Source organism: Gemmatimonadota bacterium (assembly GCA_009838845.1).
Taxonomy (GTDB): Bacteria; Latescibacterota; UBA2968; order UBA2968; family UBA2968; genus VXRD01.
Map to the genome: position 1 here is coordinate 1 of VXRD01000167.1, position 20091 is coordinate 20091.

Genomic DNA, 20091 nt, shown 5'->3' on the forward strand with positions numbered 1-20091 from the left:
CGTCACAAATCGCCGCTCGCTGGCAAACAGACCGGGCGCGACAAACATCCAGATCTGAAAAATCAAAAACGGCAGCGCCAGAATCCCCCCACCCACCAGCGCGATCTGCAACTTGACCATAAACATGCCCATCGGTCTTAAGGTCTGCAATATCATTTTATCTTCCAGTTCGCGGGTAGGGTGGATCAACACATCCAAAATCTCATTGACAAAAATTCCGCAAAAAACCGCGCCTATAATAATCGCGGCCAACCCCTTCAAAATGCGCCACCGCAACTCCTCCAGATGATCGAGAAAAGGCATCGGCTTGCCTTCATCGGGCAGATCTTCTTCATCGCGGTCTGGCATAATCGCCGGCACCGTACCCTCAGGCGGTGCAACATCCTCCTCCACCTCTCGCGGTCGCCGAATAGCCGACACCGCCAACCCCATCAACGCGATCACGCCGCACAACTGAGAAAACAAATCGCCAAACCGCATATAAAGCGTCTGCTCATTGCTCGGTGCAATAGTCCCTGCCACAACAGCCTCGTGAAACAAACCCGTCTTTTGCTCTTGCCGCCCATAGGGATCGATAAACATCGACACACCCGTATTGGCACAGCGCACCACCCAACGCCTGTTCTCAACAGCCCTGAACGTCGCAATATCCGCGTGCTGATAAGGTGCTGACGTGCGCCCGTACCACCCATCATTCGTAATCACCACCAAAAACTCGGCACCCCGAACCATCATATCGCGCGCAAGCCAGGGAAACACCGAATCAAAACAAATCATCCCTGAAAACTTTCCACCCGGCACCTCAAAAACCGTAAGCGCAGTCCCACTCTCAAAATCGCCGCTGATATACCCCCCGCCGCTCCATTGAAAATCGCGCAAAAACCCGAGCAATTTGGGAAAAGGCGCCCGCTCTCCAAACGGAACCACCTTCACCTTGTCGTAATGCGGCAAATCGCCCCCACCAGGCTCAAACAAAAAAGAAGAATTGTAATAGCGATCCCGCGCCGCGGCCTCGAAGCGATTCGCCCCCATATACAGATAAATCCCCAGCGAATCGACCAGCGCCTGCACCTGCGCCTGATACGCCTGGTGCGATGCATCATCACGCTTCAAATACGCGGGCAAAGCCGCCTCTGACCACACAACCAACCGCGTCCCCGACTCCGCGGCCTGAATCGTCAAAGGCTCCAACTTGTTAAAATTGTGATCAAAACCCCAGTAAGATTTCTCAACAGGCGGCACATTTTGCTGCACAATGGCAACCTTCAAATCGCCCTCGGCAACCGGCTCTGCCATACGCCACAAACCAAATCCCGCTGGCAGTGCAAAAGCCAGAACCAGAGCACCAACCATCAAGTCTCGCCGCGCACTTTCCAATGCCTTAAACGCAATCAGATTAACCACCACCACCCAGAACGACACCCCGTAAACCCCTGTCGCCTCTGCAATCTGGATCAAAGGCAAATAATCCACCTGGCTATGCCCGAGGAGCATCCACGGAAAACCCATATCGCCCAGCGTATTAAAATATTCAAACCCCACCCACAAAAAAGGCACCATCCACAACCCCAGCCTGCCAACGCGCGCCATTGCAAACGCCCACAACCACACAAACAGCCCCCGAAAAAGCGACATATACAAAATTGCCCCCGCCATACCCGGGGGGGTAATCCACGCAATCCAATAAACACTCGCACCGTAAAAAACCACACCCTGCAAAAAACCCGCGCCAAAAGCCACGCGCCCACGCAGATTTTCGGCAACGGGAATCAGAGGCAACAAACTGATACAAGCCAAAAAACCGAGCGGCAAAGGAGGAAAAGCCGCTGCCATCAGCAGACCCGACAAAATCGGATACCCGAGCACCAACCGCCAACCCCACGTATTGTCCTGCGCCATACTATCACCTGTGTTCATCTGTGTCTATCTGTGGTTAAAAATCCCTATTGCAAAAAACACAAAGATTACGGAATATAAAGACGGGTCAAATCCCTGTCAATTGCCGTCCAAAAAAACAAACCCGGTCTATAACATGTTACCCGACCTCAATACAGAACTCCAGGCATTGCGCGAACAAAACCTCTACCGCTCGGTGCGAAGTGTGGAAACCAGCCAGGAACCCCGCATCCGCATCAAAGGGCGGGAACTCATCCTCTTTTGCTCAAACAACTATCTGGGCCTCGCCAACCATCCCGTCCTCAAAGGTGCGGCCATCGAAGCGCTCAACACCTATGGAAGCAGCACCGTAGCATCGGCACTCATCTCGGGATACATGCCCCCCCACGCCGACCTCGAAAGCAGCATGGCACAATTCCTCGACACAGAAGCAGCCATCGCATTTCCCACGGGCTACACAGCCAACCTCGGCGTTATACCCGCCCTCATCAACCGCGACGACATCATTTTTAGCGACCAGTTAAATCACCGCAGCATCATTGATAGCTGTCGCCTCTCCCGCGCACAAATCGCCATCTACAACCACTGCGACATCGCCCACCTCGAAACCCAGCTCAAAACCTCGTCCGCCCATCGCCGTCGCCTCATCGTCACCGATGGCGTCTTCTCAATGGACGGAGACATCGCCCCACTGCCCGAACTCGTCTCCCTCGCCGAACAACACAACGCCATCCTCATGGTCGATGACGCCCACGCAACCGGCGTTCTCGGCCCTAATGGTCGCGGCACCTTCGAACACTACGGTCTCTCTCCCGAAGCCATCGACATCCTCATGACCTCCGGCAGCAAAGCCCTCGGCGCATCCGGCGGATTCATCTGTGGCAGCCGCGACCTCATCGACCTCATACGCAACCGCTCGGCAGCGTACATCTACACCACCGCAATGCCGCCCGACGCATGTGCATCCACCACCGCGGCACTCGACCTCATCCAGCGCGATACCAGCTTGCGCCAGCGCCTGTGGCACAACACAACAACCATCAGCCAGCATCTTCACACCCTCGGATTCGACCTCGCCCAATCCCAAACCCACATCATACCCATACTCGTTGGCGACGCCCAGAAAACCGTTGAAATATCCGAACACCTCTACAACCGCGGCATCTACCTCTACGGCATACGACCCCCCACCGTACCCGAGGGCCAAAGCCGTCTGCGCCTCTCCGTCATGGCAACCCATACCGACGACGACATCGCACAATTATTAGACGCCATGACCGAAGTCCGACACAGTTTTTTTGGAGACCACCATGTCCAACCCCCTCGACCACATCCGAATCGTCCTGGTTGAACCCAAAGAACCCGGCAACATCGGCGCCGTGGCTCGCGCGATGAAAAACACGGGCTTATCGCACCTCTACCTCGTCAATCCCCCCGATCACACCAGCGGCGAAGCCCGCGCAATGGCGCATGGATCGGGCGACATCCTCTACGGTGCTACCGTCGTATCCTCACTACCCGAAGCACTCGCAGACGTATCGCTTGCCGTGGGCACATCCCATCGCAAACGCCGCGAATTCGACATCGTACACCCACCTCAAATCGCGACAGACAAACTGTTATCCCTTCCCGAAAACCACAAAGGCGCCATCGTCTTTGGCCGGGAAGAAAACGGACTGACCAACAACGAAATCCAACTGTGCCAGCTAATCTCCCGTATTCCTTCAGCCGTGCGCTACCCTTCCCTCAACCTGTCGCAAGCCACCCTCATCTATGGCTACGAACTCTTTCGCGCAACCCATTCCGAAACCCCCTACAAACCATCGGAACTCGATCTGGCTACGCACCGCGAACTCGAATCCATGTACGACCACATCCAAAACGCACTCGACAAACTCGGCTTTGTCTCGCGGCACCGACCCCAGACCTTCATCCGATCCATCCGCCGAATCTTCAGCCGCATCGACATGGAACACCGCGACGTGGCGACCATACACCGCGTCTTCCGCCAGGTCGATCGCTTCATCGCGCGGCACGGCCTCAACCCCATCCCACCGCCCGATAAAAAAACAGAGTAACCGATCTCTGCGGTAGTCACCCCCCAAACCCCAGCGTCTCCAAAAGCGACAGACTCAAACTCTCCATAGCCGGCACTGTACCCACACCTCCCAAAGACGACAGACTTGCCCACGTCTCATATCCCCCTTCTTGCGTCAATGCCTCATCTGTACACACATAGCCGATAGACCCGTTTGCCAGACTCACCAGCATCAACGGCGAAGCCGACGTCTGCGCCTTAATCCGAAGGCCAGTCTCCACAAAAATCTCCCCCGGCAACGCCAGAATCGCCGCATCGCCCAACCGGATCGCCTGCACGGGTGCCGTCATCTGTTCCGGCAACGCCGCCAACCGCTGGCACTGCCTGGCATACACACCTACCCGATCCTTCCGCACCGGTTGTCCCACCACCCAACTGAATGGACCCTCCTCGTATTCGTATCCACCTGCGAGAATCTGTTCGGCAATATCGAGATCCGTCTCTGTAATCACTTTCCTCGAAAATTCCAGCGTCCCCGTCACAGCCTCCAATGCCAATTCCTCATCCAAATCCATCAACTGGATCTCTGTCAAAACATGCCCTGCCAGAACATTTGCCATCCGCCGCGCCCGGGGGTGCCCCCGATCCCGCCAAATCCGCTCGCCACTATAATCGTTGTTATTAATCTGTCCAGACGCCGCATTCCACAAAATCGGCACACAGTTCCCACCTATATAATGCCGCAGCAAATTGAAAAACTGTCCAAAATAATCCGCCGACACCTCCCCGGCACTGCCCGTTCCCACATAGTGCAGTGAAAAACTCGCCACCACCGAAATCGGCGTACCATCTACCCCCTCCACATACATCATCGCCAACTCCGGATCGATCTCTCCCATCGGCCGCACGAGATCCGGATTATTCAAACCCGGATTCATCCGCACCGTCCCATCCTTCATCAGCCAGCGCCGATAAAACGAAATACGATCCTCCATCACACTGGCAAACCCCGCCCGGGCAGGCTGCATTCTCTTAATAGCCAACTCCACGGCATCGGCCACTTTCAGCGGAAGCCAGGTCGTGTACCCCTCATCTTCACCCATACCCAGAAGATTGCTCACCCCTGCCCCTGAATGCGTATGTGTCGCATTCACCATCACGCATTCGGGAGATATCCCACACCGTTCTTCAATACGCGCCTTCACGGCATTCGCAATCGCTTCTGGCACCGCGATCAAATCGCAAGTCACCATCGCAATCCTGACATCTCCATTGTCAATCACCAGTGCCTTGGCCAGAAGCTCATCGTGTACATCCTCTCCGTATCGCGGATGAAAACTTCCCGGCATCGTAACCCCCAGCCAGGGTGTAATATTGGACGTAGCAGCCCCTGCTTGCAATTTCATAATGATCCTCCCGTGTTAGATTTCACATCTTTTTTTATATATAATGGAAACAGGGCGTTTTGTCGAATGAAGCTCAATGCGGTTGACAGTGGTTCAGGGAACGCTTATTCTTTGAACAGGAGGTGGTTTTCGTGGCTGAATTGACAGAACGCCCGGTGATTGGCGTAACCGTGGGCGACCCGGCGGGAATTGGACCAGAGGTCGTGATCAAGGCACTGAGTGAACCCGCGCTTTACAACAAAGTAAAACCACTGGTCTTTGCCGACCGATCGGTTTTGGATCAGACGGTAAAAATGCTGTGTGTGGATATGGACTTACACGCCGTAAACAATCCGCGCAACGGGCATTATGAAGCCGGGTGTATCGACTTTATTGACGTTGGGAGTCTGTCTGAGCCGATTGCCTATGGTCAGATCTCTGCCGAAGGCGGTCGGGCGGGATATCAATATCTGGACCGAGCAATTGACGCGGCTCTATCAGGTACCGTAGCTGGCTTATCCACAGCGCCACTGAACAAAGAATCGCTGCAGGCTGCAAAGCTACCTTATATCGACCACACAGCGATGCTCAATGCCCGAGCGGCGTTGCGAGTGCCGATGACGCTGTTTCTGGTAAAAAATTTGAAAATCTTCTTTCTCACCCGACACATTTCCTTTCGGGAAATTCCAGACGCCATTACAAAAGCGGGAATTCTGGAAGCACTGCCCCTGTGCGACCTGTATTTGCGGCAACTGGGAACCGAAACACCGACCATAGCTGTGGCCAGCTTAAACCCTCACGGCGGCGAGCAGGGTCTGTTCGGACGAGAGGAAATCGAAGTAATCAGCCCCGCTGTAAAAGAAGCGCAAAAACGCGGATGGCGGGTACAGGGACCAATACCAGCGGACTCGGTATTTCATCTGGCACTGGAAGGGCGTTACGATGGGGTATTGTCGCTTTACCACGACCAGGGACATATAGCATCCAAAACCCTGGATTTCCACGGAACAGTAAGCCTGACAATGGGTCTAAATTTTCTGCGCACATCAGTAGATCATGGAACAGCCTTTGACATCGCCGGACAGGGGATAGCGTCAGAACGGGGCATGGTAGAAGCAATTCGCGCAGCCGGACAATACGCGGTGCCGGTACGCGAGCGATTGAAAATGAGTTTATAAGATGTCGTCAAACTACACGATTGCAAAAGAACTGAAGCGAGTGGCGGATTACCGTGAGATATGTGGTGAGGATCCAGCAGATTATCTCAATGCCGCCTGGATGATCCAGTCGTTTTCACGCGGCAGGCTGGACGAATTGTACCCAGTTGAAGGCAGGGGGCTACTGGAACGCACAAACGAGTTTAGCGACGAGGTGATAGACACAATCGTCGAAGTCATTGAACGCAAAGAGATCCGCGCATTGCAGGAGCGGCAGGGCGTTCCCTTGACCGTGCTGGAATTGATCGAGATTCGGGGGATCGGTGGCAAAATGGCCAGGCGCCTTTTTAGCGAACTGGGCGTAGTTGATTTGCAGGGCTTGCGGGCTGTTGTCGTAAACGGACAAATCAGCCAGTTAAAGGGCTTCAGGACAAAGACCATCGAGAAGATCACTGCTTTTCTGGACGAAAAGGGAGTGTAGATTTATCTGTATCCACTTGATTTATTTGGCTAAGTATATATACTTATTGCAGCATTAACTTTTTGCATCTCGAAATTCACCTCTCCCTACGAGGACCGCGCTATGGCGATCAAAAAAGAAGACTATTTGGGAATTGAAAATTACAAAGTAGTGGGCACGCGACCGATACGGCACGATGGAACGGATAAAGTAACGGGCCGCGCGGTATATGGTCCAGACTTTCATCTGACCGGATCGCTATACGGCAAAACACTGCGAAGCCCTCATGGGCATGCGCGGATCAAATCCATCGACACCAGCAAAGCCGAAGCACTACCCGGAGTAAAAGCCATCGTACTCGGAAAAGACCTCGTCCAAAATTACGAAGACAAAGTCTCCGACCTCGGAGAGGGATCGGTTGATCTGCGGTTTTTAATTGCCAATGTACTCGCCGGAGACAAAGTCCTCTACGACGGACACGCCATCGCAGCCGTAGCAGCCACCTCTGCACACATCGCAGAAGAGGCATTAAACCTGATCGACGTAGAATACGAAATACTCGAACCCGTACTCGAAGTCCGCCACGCAATGGAAGACGATGCACCGTTATTGCACGACGACTTAAAAATGAAATCCCTCGGCGAAGAAACGGACCAGGCGAGCAACATCGCAAACCACTTCCAGCACAAACAGGGAGATATAGAAAAGGGATTTGAAGAAGCCGACGTAGTAATAGAGCGGGAATTTGCGACCGGAACAGTACACCAGGGATACATCGAACCACACAACGTAACCGCGCACTGGAGCGAAAACGGAAAGCTCACAATATGGTGCAGCACACAGGGACCGTTTGAAGTGCGGGGCCAGGTCGCCGACGTACTCGGCCTCGAAGTGGGTGACATACGCGTAATCCCGCAGGAAATTGGGGGCGGATTTGGCGGAAAATTCCGCGTATATGAAGAACCAACCGCAGCTCTGCTGGCGCAAAAAACCGGAAAACCCGTAAAAATGGTCATGTCTCGCACAGAAGTATTAAAAGCCACCGGACCAACGCCCGCATCCTACATCAAAGTCAAAATGGGCGCAACGCGGGACGGCATGCTAACGGCGGCACAAGCCTACATGGCCTATGAAGCCGGAGCCTATCCCGGCTCTGCTGTAGGCGCTGGTGCGGGATGTATTTTCTCGCCCTACAGCATCCCAAACTCGCTCATCGACGGCTACGACGTCGTCGTAAACAAACCCCAATCATCCGCCTACCGCGCACCCGGCGCGACCAACGCGGCATTTGCATCTGAAACAGTAATAGACGAAATATGCGAACAGATCGGAATGGACCCGCTCGAATTCCGATTGAAAAACGCGTCCAAAGAAGGCACGCGACGGGCAGATGGACCGGTCTTCTTGCGCATTGGACAAGAAGAAGTCGTAAAAGCGGCCATGGCGCATCCACACTACAGCGCGCCCCTTGAAGGACCGAATCGGGGACGCGGCGTCGCCGCTGGATTCTGGTTCAACGGCGGAGGCACATCAACAGTAGTCGCCAGTGTAAACCCGGACGGCACAGTAGCACTCGTCGAAGGCTCCCCCGATATTGGAGGAACGCGCACCTCAGTCGCCATACAATTTGCCGAAGTCCTGAACCTTCCCATCGAAGACATCATGCCAAATGTCACAGATACTGACACCATCGGACAAACCGATGGAACGGGCGGAAGCCGCGTGACATTTGCAACCGGCTGGGCGAGCTATGAAGCCGCGCAAGACGTCAAGCGACAAATGATCGAACGCGCGGCGACATTATGGGAAATATCAAAAGACGACATCGTCTTTGAAGACGGATCGTTCCGCTCCAAATCGGACGCATCCAAAACAATGACATTCAAAGAACTCGCCGGTAATGTCAATCGCGCGGGTGGTCCCGTCGTAGGACGCGCTGCCATAAGCGGCAAGCAAGCCGGCCCGGCATTCGCCCTCTTAATCGTAGATGTCGAAGTAGATCCTGACACGGGCAAAGTAGATATCTTGCGAGCGACCATTGTTCAGGACGCTGGCAAAGCCATTTATCCCGGCTATGTAGAAGGGCAGATGCAGGGCGGCGTAGTACAGGGAATCGGATGGGCATTGAACGAGGAATTTGTGTACAACGACCAGGGGGTAATGGTCAACGCCTCTTTCCTGGATTATCGGATGCCTACAACACTCGACCTCCCCATGATAGAAACCGTCATCGTAGAAGTGCCCAACCCGGGCCATCCTTATGGCGTGCGGGGCGTGGGCGAAGTGCCCATTGTCCCACCCCCAGCCGCAGTTGCCAATGCAATTTACCGCGCTGTTGGCATACGGTTAAACGAACTGCCGATGTCGCCATCGCGAGTCCTGAAAGCACTATGGGAAGCAGATGGCAGCCATGGTCAGGCAGCGGACTGAGCAGATAGGAGAACACAATGGACTGGTTTTCCCAATACGGATTTCTCGGTGCCCTGCTCCTCTCGGGCATCGTTCTCGGTGCAATCCCCGTCGTACTGCCCTTAATCATATCCCCTCGCGCGCGCGGTCGCAAAAGCCGCGAGACCTACGAATGCGGCATGGACACAATCGGCAGCGCCTGGGTGCGCTTCGACATTGCCTATTATCTATTTGCACTCATCTTTGTCGCGTTTGAAGTCGATGTACTGTATATTCTACCCATCGCCGTAATCTACGATTCAGGCACCTACGTCTGGCGCGACTTCATCGAACTCACAATATTCGTCGGCATTCTTTTTCTCGCCATCATCTACGCCTGGAGCAAAGGCGTTTTGCATTGGAGAAGTCGATAATGGCACAAATAGAACTCCCTCTCGTGAAAAGCGATCCCAAAAACATTGAAGAACTGCGCGAAGAGGTCGGTCCCCTGGTACACATGGACCTGCTGGAAAACCTGCTCAATCACGCCCGGTCTCGATCCCTGTGGCCCCTCACATTTGGCCTGGCCTGTTGCGCCATCGAAATGATGGCCGCAGGCGCGTCGCGCTTTGACCTCGACCGCATTGGCGCGGGTGTCTTTCGCCCGAGTGCGCGACAAGCCGATGTCATGATTCTCGCAGGCACAATCTCCCGCAAAATGGCACCAGCCATCAAAACGCTCTGGGATCAGATGCCCTCGCCAAAATGGTCCATAGCCATGGGGGGTTGTACCATTGATGGCGGTCCCTTTAAGTATCCCGGACAATATGCCATTGTCGAAGGCGCAGACAAAATTGTGCCAGTTGATGTGTACGTACCGGGTTGCCCCCCGCGTCCCGAAGCGCTCTTTGCGGCACTGTTCAAACTCGAAGAAAAAATCCGAGCCGGAAAGAAATTCAATAAATGATCGCCGACAAACTCTCTTTGCTCGTACTCGACGCGACCGAGGTCGAATACAATGCGCGTGGCTTTCATGTACAACACACCGCTTCAGCCGACACGCTCCCTCAGATCGCAGATGCCTTCCTGTCCGAAAATTTTCACCTCGAAATGATAACCTGTCAGGATCGACGTGAAAACGACAATACTTTTCGTCTGATTTACCAGTTTAACCAATACGGCATTCCCCAACGGCATATCATCCACGCCGACATAGCACCCGATACAGCCGCACCCAGTATTGCCACAACCTTTCCCGCCGCCGACTGGTACGAACGCGAAATTTTCGACATGTATGGCGTCAGCTTTGAAGGCCATCCCGATTTGAAACGCATCTTAATGGAAGAAGACTATTTTGGTCATCCCCTGCTCAAAGACTTCGTCGATCCCCCCAATCCCTATCGCAGCGAGGACGACGCGTCATGAATCGATTTGAGGTCGAACAAGATCCAAAAAGTCGAGATACCTATTATCTCAACATGGGGCCTCAACATCCCTCTACACACGGCGTCATGCGGATCAAATTACATCTGGATGGCGAACGGATAATTTCAGCAGAACCCATCATCGGATATGGGCATCGCGCACACGAAAAAATGGCCGAAAACCGCGACTACATCCAGTTTTTGCCCAACCCCAGTCGCGTAGATTACCTCGGCGGCATGATCTACAACATAGGCTACTGCCAGGCCGTAGAGCGCGCGATGGACATCGAAGTGCCAGAACGCGCCGAATACATTCGCATCATCTGCAATGAACTCAACCGCATCTCCAGCCACCTGCTCTGGCTGGGCACCTTCTTGATGGACCTGGGTGCATTTACCCCATTTCTCTACGCCTTTGACGACCGCGAAAAAATCCTCGACATCCTGGACCGCATCACCGGATCGCGCCTCACCTATTGTTACGCGCGATTTGGCGGCGTCATTCTCGACATCGACGATATATTCCTCGACAACGTCTCCAACTTTTGCACCTACTTTGTCGAACGCTTAAAAGAATACGAAAGACTCGTCATCGGCAACGTCATCTTCCGCGAACGCACCATCGGCGTCGGCATCTTCGCGCCCGACCTCGTTCAAAAATACGCCATAACAGGTCCCTGCCTGCGCGCCATGGGCCACGAACACGATGTCCGCAAAGACGAACCTTACGGCATCTACGACCGCTTTGACTTTGACGTACCCACACAAACAGAAGGCGACTGCTTTGCCCGCACACTCGTTCGCGTGGAAGAAATGCGCCAGAGCATTCGCATCATCGAACAAGCCGTAAGCGACACGCCCGACGGTCTCTTTCTCGCAACCCGGGTGCCCAGACGCATCCGCCCGCCCGAAGGCGACTATTACTTCTGTGTTGAATCACCCCGTGGCAACTTTGGCATGTACATCGCAAGCGACGGCAGCGACATTCCCTTTCGCCTCAAATTGCGAACCCCATCGTTCTCACACATCTCGACCATGCCCGCCGTCATGGCCGGCACCATGCTCGCAGATGCCGTGGCAATCCTCGGTAGCATCGACATTGTCGTTCCCGAAATAGACAGATAACGCACTTATGAAAACAGACGTCATCCAACTCTTTGAAAACCCCTATCTCGCGCTCGGTGTAACCATTGCCGTCATCATGGCCTATTTGAGCGTCAACGCCATCATGTTGATCTGGCTCGAACGCAAACTCAGCGCGCGCATACAGCGCCGCATTGGCCCGCAACGCGGACCCTTTGGCCTGATGCAGCAAATTTTTGACATGGGCAAATTGCTCAGCAAAGAACTCCTCACACCCGAACACGCCAACAAACTGCTCTATGTCATTGCGCCCATCCTGGTCTTTGCACCCGTGGTCGCCCTCTCGTCCCTCTTTCCCATAACGAGCACCTACATATTCCACGACTTCAACATCGCCATTGTCCTGATCCTCGCCATCAGCGGCATCAACGTAATCGGCATATTCTTAGCAGGCTGGGGATCCAATAACAAATACGCCCTGCTCGGTGCCGTGCGCTCAGTCGCGCAAAATATCTCCTACGAAATCCCCCTCATCCTATCGGTCATCCCCATCGTCATGATAACCCGCACCATGTCGCTCTACGACATCACCCTCGCACAGGAAACCTATCCCTTTATACTGGTACAGCCCATTGCCCTGATCATCTTTATCATATCAGCCACAGCCGAAACCAATCGCGCCCCCTTCGACATCCCCGAAGCGGAATCCGAACTCGTCGCCGGATTCCACACCGAATATTCCGGCATGCGCTTTGGGCTATTCTTCTTTGCCGAATACTCCAACATGATCTTTGCATGCGCATTGGCAACCGTGCTCTTCCTGGGGGGATGGCGCGGGCCTCTCTTGCCAGACGCCGTATGGTTCTTCATCAAAGTCTATGCACTCATCGTCCTCATGATGTGGTTCCGCTGGACTTTTCCACGGCTCCGTTTTGACCAACTCATGAAATTCGCCTGGGTGGTACTCGTCCCCCTCTCGCTGATCAACCTGCTAATCACAACACTCATCTTGAAAATCGTATAGAACTTTCAGCTCACAGGAAAATCCCATGGCACTTATCAAAGAAATCCTCGACGGCACCAAAACGCTCCTGACCGGCATGAAAGTCACACTGGACAACTTTCGCAAACCGCCCGTCACCTCGCAATATCCAATGGAAAAAATCGAGATGTCGGAAGCGTTTCGCAATGTCATCGTCCTCATCGAAAAAGAAGACATCGGCTCGCACGACTGCATCGACTGCAAACTCTGTGAGCGCGTGTGTCCCTCCTTCTGCATTTACCTCGACGGGGAACGCCCCGAAGGTTTAAGGCGCAAACGCTCGACCAAATTTGAAGTCGATTTTGCCCTTTGCAGCGACTGCGGACTGTGCTTAGACGTATGCCCCACAGACACCCTGGGATACAGCAAAGTCCACGACGAAGCCGGATACAATCGCAGCGACTTTCTCTACGACTTACTCGAACCCTGGGCAGACAAAGAAGAAGCCGCGCGCGAACGCCTGAAAGAAATCGAAGCCGAACAAGCAGCAGAACGCGCCAAAAAAACCGCAGCAAGAAAAGCGAAAAAGGTGAGACGGAAGAAGTAAACGGAGAACAACAATGCTCGAGCAGGCTGTCATCTACACATTTGTAGCCCTCGTCCTCATCGGTGGAGGCCTGGCGGCATTTTCTCGCCAGATACTCTACGCCATCATTGGTCTGGGTATCAGCCTCCTGGGGCTGGCGGGACTATTTCTCAACCTCGGCAGTCCATTTGTCGCGGCAATGCAAGTACTCATCTACATTGGCGGCATAACCGTTGCCATTGTATTTGCCATGATGCTCTCAATAGCCATGTCCATTCGCCCGCCCGATCCCGACAACCGAAAACTCGGCTTCGCCATTGCCTGTGCCGTCATCTTTTTTGGCGCAGTCGCCCATCTAATCCGCGGCGCGCAATTCCAACAAATCGCGCCCCAGACATCTGAAAAAGCCTGGTCTGTGGGCGCATTGGGCCATGCATTGCTCACGCATTACAACGTCGTCTTTGAAACCCTCTCCCTCGTTTTGCTCCTGGCCATCATCGGTGCCATCTTGATCGCTCGCAAGGCTTTGCCAAAGGAAAATTCGTGACCCTCGAATCTTATCTTCTCGTGGGCGCTGCCCTGTTTTCACTCGGTTTGATCGGCGCACTATCCCACCGCAACCTCATAGCCCTGCTCATCGGCATCGAACTCATGATGAATGCCGCCAGCTTAAACCTGATGGCCTTTAACCGGTTTGTCGTCACCGATCCAACGACCGGCCAGATCTTCGTTCTCATCATCATTGGGCTGGCAGCCGCCGAAGTCGCTATCTTTTTATCGATCATCCTGCGCATCTATCGGGCGTATCACGAGATAGATGCGGAAAAACTCACCAAACTGAGCGGTTGATGGACACTCTCTCACTCATACTTTTAACCACAATCTCCCCTCTGGCGTGTTTTGCCATCGCCATCATCTTTCTCATACAACAACCCAAAGCCGCTCAGGGATTGGTCCTATTCGGCAGCGCGGTATCCCTCTTGAGCGCCATCGCCCTCCTCGTACAGGGACCTGTTGAACCCCTGCGATTTTTGTGGTTTCAAAGCGGTGCAATACAACTCCAATTTGGCTTCATCCTCGACGGTCCAAGCCTCATGTTTGGCGTTGTCGTCGCCTTCATCACCGCCTGCATCATGCTCTATTCAATCGGCTACATGGCGCACGATCTGAGCAAAACGCGCTATTTCGCAATGCTCAGTTTCTTTGCCTGGTCCATGCTCAGCTTTGTCTATGCTGTCGATCTCTTGCAATCTTTCATCTTTTGGGAACTCGTCGGCCTGTCTTCGTTCTTCCTCATCGGTTTCTGGTTTGAAAAACCCGAAGCAGCCGGGGCTGCGCGCAAAGCCTTTCTCATGACCCGCGTGGGCGACGTCGGCCTCTTCATCGGCATTTTGCTCATCCTCCAACTCGTTTCAAACTTCGATATCCCCGCCCTCTTAGACCCTCAAACTGGCCTCTCAACACAGATATCGCCCAACCTGCTCAACGCAATCGCGCTACTCATCTTCATCGGCATCATGGGCAAAAGCGCGCAATTCCCCTTGCACACCTGGCTACCCGACGCCATGGAAGGTCCCACCCCGGTCAGCGCCCTGTTGCACTCTGCCACCATGGTCGCCGCGGGCGTCTTTCTCATGATCCGCCTGCACCCGCTCTTTATGGCGGCGCAAGACACAGCACTCATCGTCCTGAGCATCGCCACCTTCACCGCAATCCTCGCATCGACCATTGCAATGGTCGATACCGACATCAAAAAAGTACTCGCCTATTCGTCTATCAGCCAACTCGGCTTCATGCTCATGGCACTCGCTGCTGGCAGCCTCTTCGCAGGCGTATTTCACCTGATCACCCACGCCTTTTTCAAAGCCCTGCTCTTCCTCTGCTCGGGCATTTATATTCACGCCTACCACACCAACAGCATGGCCGAAATTGGTCGCAGTGGAGGCCGCCGCCTCAAAGCGGCGACCCTTGGCCTCCTCATCGGTGGCGCTGCCCTATCGGGCGTTCCTCCACTGGCGGGATTCTGGAGCAAAGAAGAAATTTTTGCCCAACTGGGTCACAATGGCTTCAACATCTACATGGCCGGTGCATTTCTCGCGGCCTTTCTCACGGCCTATTACACATTCCGCATGATTTTCCTCATCACAAAACCCGATCAGGCACCTGCCACCGACCACAGCCATCCCGAACCCCTGAACATGAAAGTCCCCGTCTTGCTCCTCACCCTGGGCGCAATCGCACTCGGCTTTTTTGGCGCCAGCATCGCCGAGGGCCTGGGCCTCACAACACAGCACCACAGCGTCATCTTGATGATACCCACCGTAGGCGTCGTCATCCTCGGCATCCTGATCGCCTATTTCGACTATGGACGCGACAACGCGCCGCGCACGGGATTCATCAGCAAAATCGCACCCCTCAACACCCTGTTCACAAACAAATGGTACATTGACGACATCTACCACGTCACCATCGTCGCCATCACCCACGCGCTATCTCGCATCTTGCATTGGACTGAAAACCACGTCCTCGACGGAAATTACGACCGCTTTGGCCTCGGCATCTTGCGCACAGGCGCAAAATCAACCCGCGTACAGGGCGGCTGGATGCAACTTTACCTGGGCTGGGCAATCATCTTATTGGCCGTTGTCGCGCTTTATCTGGGATTGCGATAAAATATGCCACTTCTCTCATCCATACTTCTCACTCCTGTCATCACGCTCATCATCCTTTTGCTCATGCCCCAAAGGGCCGTGCGGGGCATCCGGCTGATATGCGCCCTCAGCGGCTTATTGACCTGTGTGTTGAGCCTGCAACTCTGGATGAGCTATGATCCCACAACCGGCGGTATTCAATTTGAAGAAATAATCCCCTGGGTCGCAGCCATTGGCATCTCCTATCACCTCGGCGTTGACGGATTTGGCGTCATCCTCGTCATGCTCAACGCCATCGTCTATTTCACTGGGGTGCTCACCATGTGGGACCTCGAAGTGCGCGTAAAAGAATATTTCGCCTTCATGGTACTCCTCGTCATCGGCGTCTTCGGCGTCTTCATGTCGCTGGATCTCTTCTTCTTTTTCTTCTTTTACGAAATCGCTGTCGTCCCCATGTATCCCCTCATCCTGATATGGGGCAGCGGCAACAGAGCTTATGCCGGCATGAAACTCATGCTCTTCCTCCTCGCCGGCAGCGCGCTCCTCTTTCCCGGCTTACTCGCCATCTATCACCACGCGGGCCTCAACACCTTTGACATCATTGCCCTGTCCGCACACACATTCGATCCCCAATTCCAAATATTTGTCTATCCCTTCATCTACATTGGCTTTGGCGTCTTAGCCGGCCTGTTCCCCTTCCACGGCTGGTCGCCCACAGGCCACGTTGCCGCGCCATCTGCGGTATCCATGCTACACGCGGGCGTCCTGATGAAACTCGGCGCATTTGGCATACTCACAGTCGGCATTCGCCTGCTACCCGAAGGCGCTGCGTACTGGGCACCGACCTTTGTGGTATTGGCCGTCATCGGAATCATCTACGGAGCTTATGTCGCCATGCGACAGACCGACTTCAAATTTGTCATCGGCTTCTCATCTGTATCTCACATGGGCATCGTCCTCCTCGGCCTCAACCTCGCAATCCTCGGCCAGGTCGCTGCAACCGACGCCCTCAACGGCGCAGTCTTCCAGATGTTTGCCCACGGCATCATGACCGCCCTGTTTTTCAGCACCGCGGGATATATCTACGACAAATCCCACTCCAAAACCATCGGCGACTTTGGCGGTCTTGGCGTGCAGATGCCCCGCGCAGTCTCCATCTTCATCGTCGCGGGCCTGTGTGGTGCCGGTTTGCCCGGCCTGGCGAGCTTTTGGGCCGAATTACTCGTCTTCCTCGCAGCCCTGAAGACGTACCCCATCGCAGGCGTCATCGTCATCCTCGGTCTCGTACTCACCGCGGTTTACATTTTGCGCGTCTTCAACCTGGCCTTTTTTGGCGCACCAAATCCGAAATGGGAAAATCTGAAAGCACAGGACATGTCTGGCCTGCACCTGATACCGCGCGCCATACTGATCGCCGTACTCGTAATCTTCGGCTTTGTACCCCGCCTCATGCTCGACCTGATCAACAGCACAACCATAGCTTTCTTGGGTAATTTCTAACATGGAAAACGCTATCCTCTTCGCACCAGAACTTATTTGCCTGCTCATGGGCCTCGTGCTCTTTTTTGCCACAGTGCTCAACTGGTCCTATCGCACAACTCGGGGCATTGCCATTGCATCCGGCATAGCGATGATCGCCGCCTGTCTCTGGACTCTACCCCTTGAAGGCGAACCCTTCTTCCCGGGCATATACGCGGTTGACTTCTTCTCCCAATTGATCAAAACAGCACTCGCAGTTGGATTCCTATTTGTCGTCATCGCCAGCGCCAACCCCCTCACCGTTGACCGCAATGGTTGGCTCGAGGTCCCCCTCTTCTTCATCTTTTCCACACTCGGCATGATGATGATGGTCAGCGCGACCGAACTCCTCACCCTCTATGTCGCCATGGAACTGGCTGCCTACCCCGTCTATATCGTCGTTGCCCTTCACCGCAATACCGACATCGGCGGGGAAAGCGCCACCAAATACATGGTACAGGGCATGGCAGCCTCGGCCATCTCGCTCTACGGCATGAGCTTTCTCTTTGGCACATTTGGCTCCACCTACTTCTCTGCCATCAGCATCCCACACGCCGCCGCGCAGCCCATCTTCTACCTGGGCCTGTTGCTCACACTCGCCGGCTTCTTCTTCAAACTCGGCGCATTCCCCTTCCACTTTTGGGCACCCGACACGTATGAAATCGCGCCCCATCCCATCATCACATTCATCGCCACCGTTTCCAAAATCGCCGCCATCGGCATCCTCTGCCGCCTGTTATCCCTCGCCATGCCCGGTGGCTGGGAATCGGGCCACGCCCAAACCGCGCTCATGTGGGCAAGCGTCATCGCAATGAGCCTGGGCAACCTGGCCGCACTCGCGCAAAAAGACCTCAAACGCCTGCTCGGATATTCCACAGTCGCCCACGCCGGTTACGTGCTCCTCGCCCTTCAAACCTTCGCCGAATGGGGTCTTACCGCTGCCCTCTTTTACGCCATTGGCTACTTTGCCATGTCCTTTGCGTGCTTCCTCGTCATCTGTGAAGTTGGTCGCAGCGAAGACCGCATCACCATCGACTCCGTATCTGGCCTTTACAAACGCGCGCCATTCCTCTCCTTCACCTTGCTCATCGGCCTGTTTGGCCTCATTGGCCTCCCTCCCACTGTGGGTTTTGTCGGCAAATGGTTCCTCTTTTCTGCCGCCCTCCAGCGCGGACAATTCTATCTCGTCCTCATCGCAGCCATCAACGCCGCGATCGCCCTGTATTATTATCTCCTCATCATCCGCCAACTCTACTGGGTAGAACCCACCACACAGAACACCATCAAACCCACGCCCCTCATCGCCGTCACCGCAATGGCGACCATCATCCTCGTAATCGCAATGGGCACGGTCCCTGGACCCTTCTGGGACATGGCCGCACGCGCTGCTCGCGCATTGATCAGTTGATGTTTTAAGAAAAATATTCACCAAAATTAAATTTGTCTTATATTCTGTTACGCAATCATTCAACTAAAAGGAGATATGGCAATGGAAACGATTGCCAAAAATAAAAACGCCACTGCTAAACAGGATCAACCAAAAGGAGATATAGCAATGGACGCTGACACCACAAATAACAACACTGAACAGAGCCAACGGATAACAACCCTTGAGACAAATTTGGAATTTATCAAAGAACAGCTTTCAGATGTGAAACAGGACTTAAAAGACCTCAAGCAAGGGCAAGAAAATATTGAAGCGCGTCTCAATACCCGGATTGACGATTTGATAAAATGGTATGTCCCCACAACGGTTGTTGCGCTATTGGCTTTTGCTGCTATCATGAAATATCTGTAAAATGGAATCATAGACATTAACCACAAAAAAGAACCCGCAACCACCGAACGATTGCGGGTTCTTTTTTTTCGTGCAAATTCGCTTTCACACATCCGATGATTTTGTCATCATGCAGACTCAAGGCATCGGCTTGTACGGAAATGACGAATGATGCACATTGATACGCAACTTGCCATTCTCGTCCTTAAAATAGCCAAACGTGAACTCCACCTTGGCTTCTTTTTCGGTATTCGCGTCTGTAAAATAGTAATTACCCATGGCAATGGCCGAGTCGCCGTTAATAATAATATCAGCGTTCTCAAATCGGACTTTGCTCCACGGCTGGATAGCAAAACCGCGATCTTCAGGTACAATACCAGTCACAAAATAAGATATAGCCTCTTCTTTTGTTAAACGAAATTGTTTTTCTGACGCCTTCGTAGGCTTAAACAGAACCTCGCCTTCATCATAACCATATAACGTATTGACGGTCTCTTCGGCCAATGCCTTATAGTCCTTTTTTTGCGTATATGCTTCACCGATAGCGACAATTGCTTCGCCCCAAATTTTTTGGGCCTCCATAACCTCTCTCTCAACAATACCATTATCCTTCATAACATCCTCTGCATATCCCGTCGCCACAACCACCAGCGTTGCCAATATTGCCAATTGAATCTTCATTTTTTGCCCCTCCTATTTAAGCAATCGTATCCGATTGCATCGCATTATTTCTTTCTCTTGTATTC

The 20091-nt window shown here is 53.6% G+C and carries 20 protein-coding genes; 17 read left to right on the forward strand and 3 right to left on the reverse strand.

The features are described from left to right. Positions 1-1917: apolipoprotein N-acyltransferase (gene lnt, locus F4Y39_23620; GenBank protein MYC16728.1), on the reverse strand; the 1917-nt coding region annotated here is incomplete at its 3' end. A gap of 115 nt (positions 1918-2032) precedes the next feature. On the opposite strand from lnt, the gene bioF reads away from it, so the two are divergent. Together bioF and F4Y39_23630 are read left to right on the forward strand one after the other, a co-directional pair. Further along, positions 2033-3247, forward strand: a complete 1215-nt coding sequence (gene bioF, locus F4Y39_23625; protein MYC16729.1) for an 8-amino-7-oxononanoate synthase — start codon at positions 2033-2035, stop codon at positions 3245-3247. Further along, positions 3207-3974, forward strand: a complete 768-nt coding sequence (locus F4Y39_23630) for an RNA methyltransferase (protein MYC16730.1) — start codon at positions 3207-3209, stop codon at positions 3972-3974. The genes bioF and F4Y39_23630 overlap by 41 nt, the downstream gene beginning before the upstream one ends. 16 nt (positions 3975-3990) lie before the next feature. Here F4Y39_23630 and F4Y39_23635 read toward each other — a convergent pair whose 3' ends face one another. Continuing rightward, entirely contained in the window at positions 3991-5340 is a 1350-nt protein-coding gene (locus tag F4Y39_23635; protein MYC16731.1) for a hypothetical protein, read from the reverse strand. Between the two features lie 140 nt (positions 5341-5480). Here F4Y39_23635 and pdxA point away from each other — a divergent pair, with 140 nt between their 5' ends. From pdxA to F4Y39_23710, 15 genes are all read left to right on the forward strand, one after another. Continuing rightward, the gene (pdxA, locus tag F4Y39_23640) at positions 5481-6497 is read left to right on the forward strand and encodes a 4-hydroxythreonine-4-phosphate dehydrogenase PdxA (protein MYC16732.1); all 1017 of its coding nucleotides are present in this window, start codon (positions 5481-5483) and stop codon (positions 6495-6497) included. Position 6498: 1 nt separating this feature from the next. Further along, complete coding sequence (locus tag F4Y39_23645; protein MYC16733.1) at positions 6499-6957, forward strand: hypothetical protein; 459 nt, start codon at positions 6499-6501, stop codon at positions 6955-6957. A gap of 102 nt (positions 6958-7059) precedes the next feature. Further along, positions 7060-9366, forward strand: a complete 2307-nt coding sequence (locus F4Y39_23650) for a xanthine dehydrogenase family protein molybdopterin-binding subunit (protein ID MYC16734.1) — start codon at positions 7060-7062, stop codon at positions 9364-9366. Between the two features lie 17 nt (positions 9367-9383). Next, on the forward strand, positions 9384-9758 hold the full coding sequence (locus tag F4Y39_23655) for an NADH-quinone oxidoreductase subunit A (GenBank protein MYC16735.1): 375 nt from the start codon (positions 9384-9386) through the stop codon (positions 9756-9758). Beyond that, on the forward strand, positions 9758-10291 hold the full coding sequence (locus F4Y39_23660; protein ID MYC16736.1) for an NADH-quinone oxidoreductase subunit B: 534 nt from the start codon (positions 9758-9760) through the stop codon (positions 10289-10291). The genes F4Y39_23655 and F4Y39_23660 overlap by 1 nt, the downstream gene beginning before the upstream one ends. Continuing rightward, positions 10288-10749: an NADH-quinone oxidoreductase subunit C gene (locus tag F4Y39_23665; GenBank protein MYC16737.1), complete on the forward strand. Its 462-nt coding sequence runs from the start codon at positions 10288-10290 to the stop codon at positions 10747-10749. The genes F4Y39_23660 and F4Y39_23665 overlap by 4 nt, the downstream gene beginning before the upstream one ends. Then, positions 10746-11873, forward strand: a complete 1128-nt coding sequence (locus tag F4Y39_23670; protein ID MYC16738.1) for an NADH-quinone oxidoreductase subunit D — start codon at positions 10746-10748, stop codon at positions 11871-11873. Before F4Y39_23665 ends, F4Y39_23670 begins: the two co-directional genes overlap by 4 nt. Positions 11874-11880: 7 nt before the next feature. Further along, positions 11881-12855: an NADH-quinone oxidoreductase subunit NuoH gene (nuoH, locus tag F4Y39_23675; protein MYC16739.1), complete on the forward strand. Its 975-nt coding sequence runs from the start codon at positions 11881-11883 to the stop codon at positions 12853-12855. Positions 12856-12880: 25 nt separating this feature from the next. Beyond that, on the forward strand, positions 12881-13420 hold the full coding sequence (locus F4Y39_23680) for an NADH-quinone oxidoreductase subunit I (GenBank protein MYC16740.1): 540 nt from the start codon (positions 12881-12883) through the stop codon (positions 13418-13420). 13 nt (positions 13421-13433) lie between these two features. Then, a complete protein-coding gene (locus F4Y39_23685; GenBank protein MYC16741.1) occupies positions 13434-13946 on the forward strand; it encodes an NADH-quinone oxidoreductase subunit J in 513 nt (170 codons plus the stop codon). After that, entirely contained in the window at positions 13943-14248 is a 306-nt protein-coding gene (nuoK, locus tag F4Y39_23690) for an NADH-quinone oxidoreductase subunit NuoK (GenBank protein ID MYC16742.1), read from the forward strand. The genes F4Y39_23685 and nuoK overlap by 4 nt, the downstream gene beginning before the upstream one ends. After that, positions 14248-16071: an NADH-quinone oxidoreductase subunit L gene (locus F4Y39_23695; GenBank protein ID MYC16743.1), complete on the forward strand. Its 1824-nt coding sequence runs from the start codon at positions 14248-14250 to the stop codon at positions 16069-16071. The genes nuoK and F4Y39_23695 overlap by 1 nt, the downstream gene beginning before the upstream one ends. Positions 16072-16074: 3 nt before the next feature. Continuing rightward, on the forward strand, positions 16075-17550 hold the full coding sequence (locus tag F4Y39_23700) for an NADH-quinone oxidoreductase subunit M (protein ID MYC16744.1): 1476 nt from the start codon (positions 16075-16077) through the stop codon (positions 17548-17550). A gap of 1 nt (position 17551) precedes the next feature. Then, positions 17552-18976: an NADH-quinone oxidoreductase subunit N gene (locus F4Y39_23705; protein ID MYC16745.1), complete on the forward strand. Its 1425-nt coding sequence runs from the start codon at positions 17552-17554 to the stop codon at positions 18974-18976. A gap of 81 nt (positions 18977-19057) precedes the next feature. Further along, positions 19058-19366, forward strand: a complete 309-nt coding sequence (locus F4Y39_23710; GenBank protein ID MYC16746.1) for a hypothetical protein — start codon at positions 19058-19060, stop codon at positions 19364-19366. A gap of 117 nt (positions 19367-19483) precedes the next feature. On the opposite strand, the gene F4Y39_23715 is transcribed toward F4Y39_23710, so the two are convergent. After that, positions 19484-20026, reverse strand: a complete 543-nt coding sequence (locus F4Y39_23715) for a hypothetical protein (protein MYC16747.1) — start codon at positions 20024-20026, stop codon at positions 19484-19486. Positions 20027-20091 lie beyond the last annotated feature (65 nt).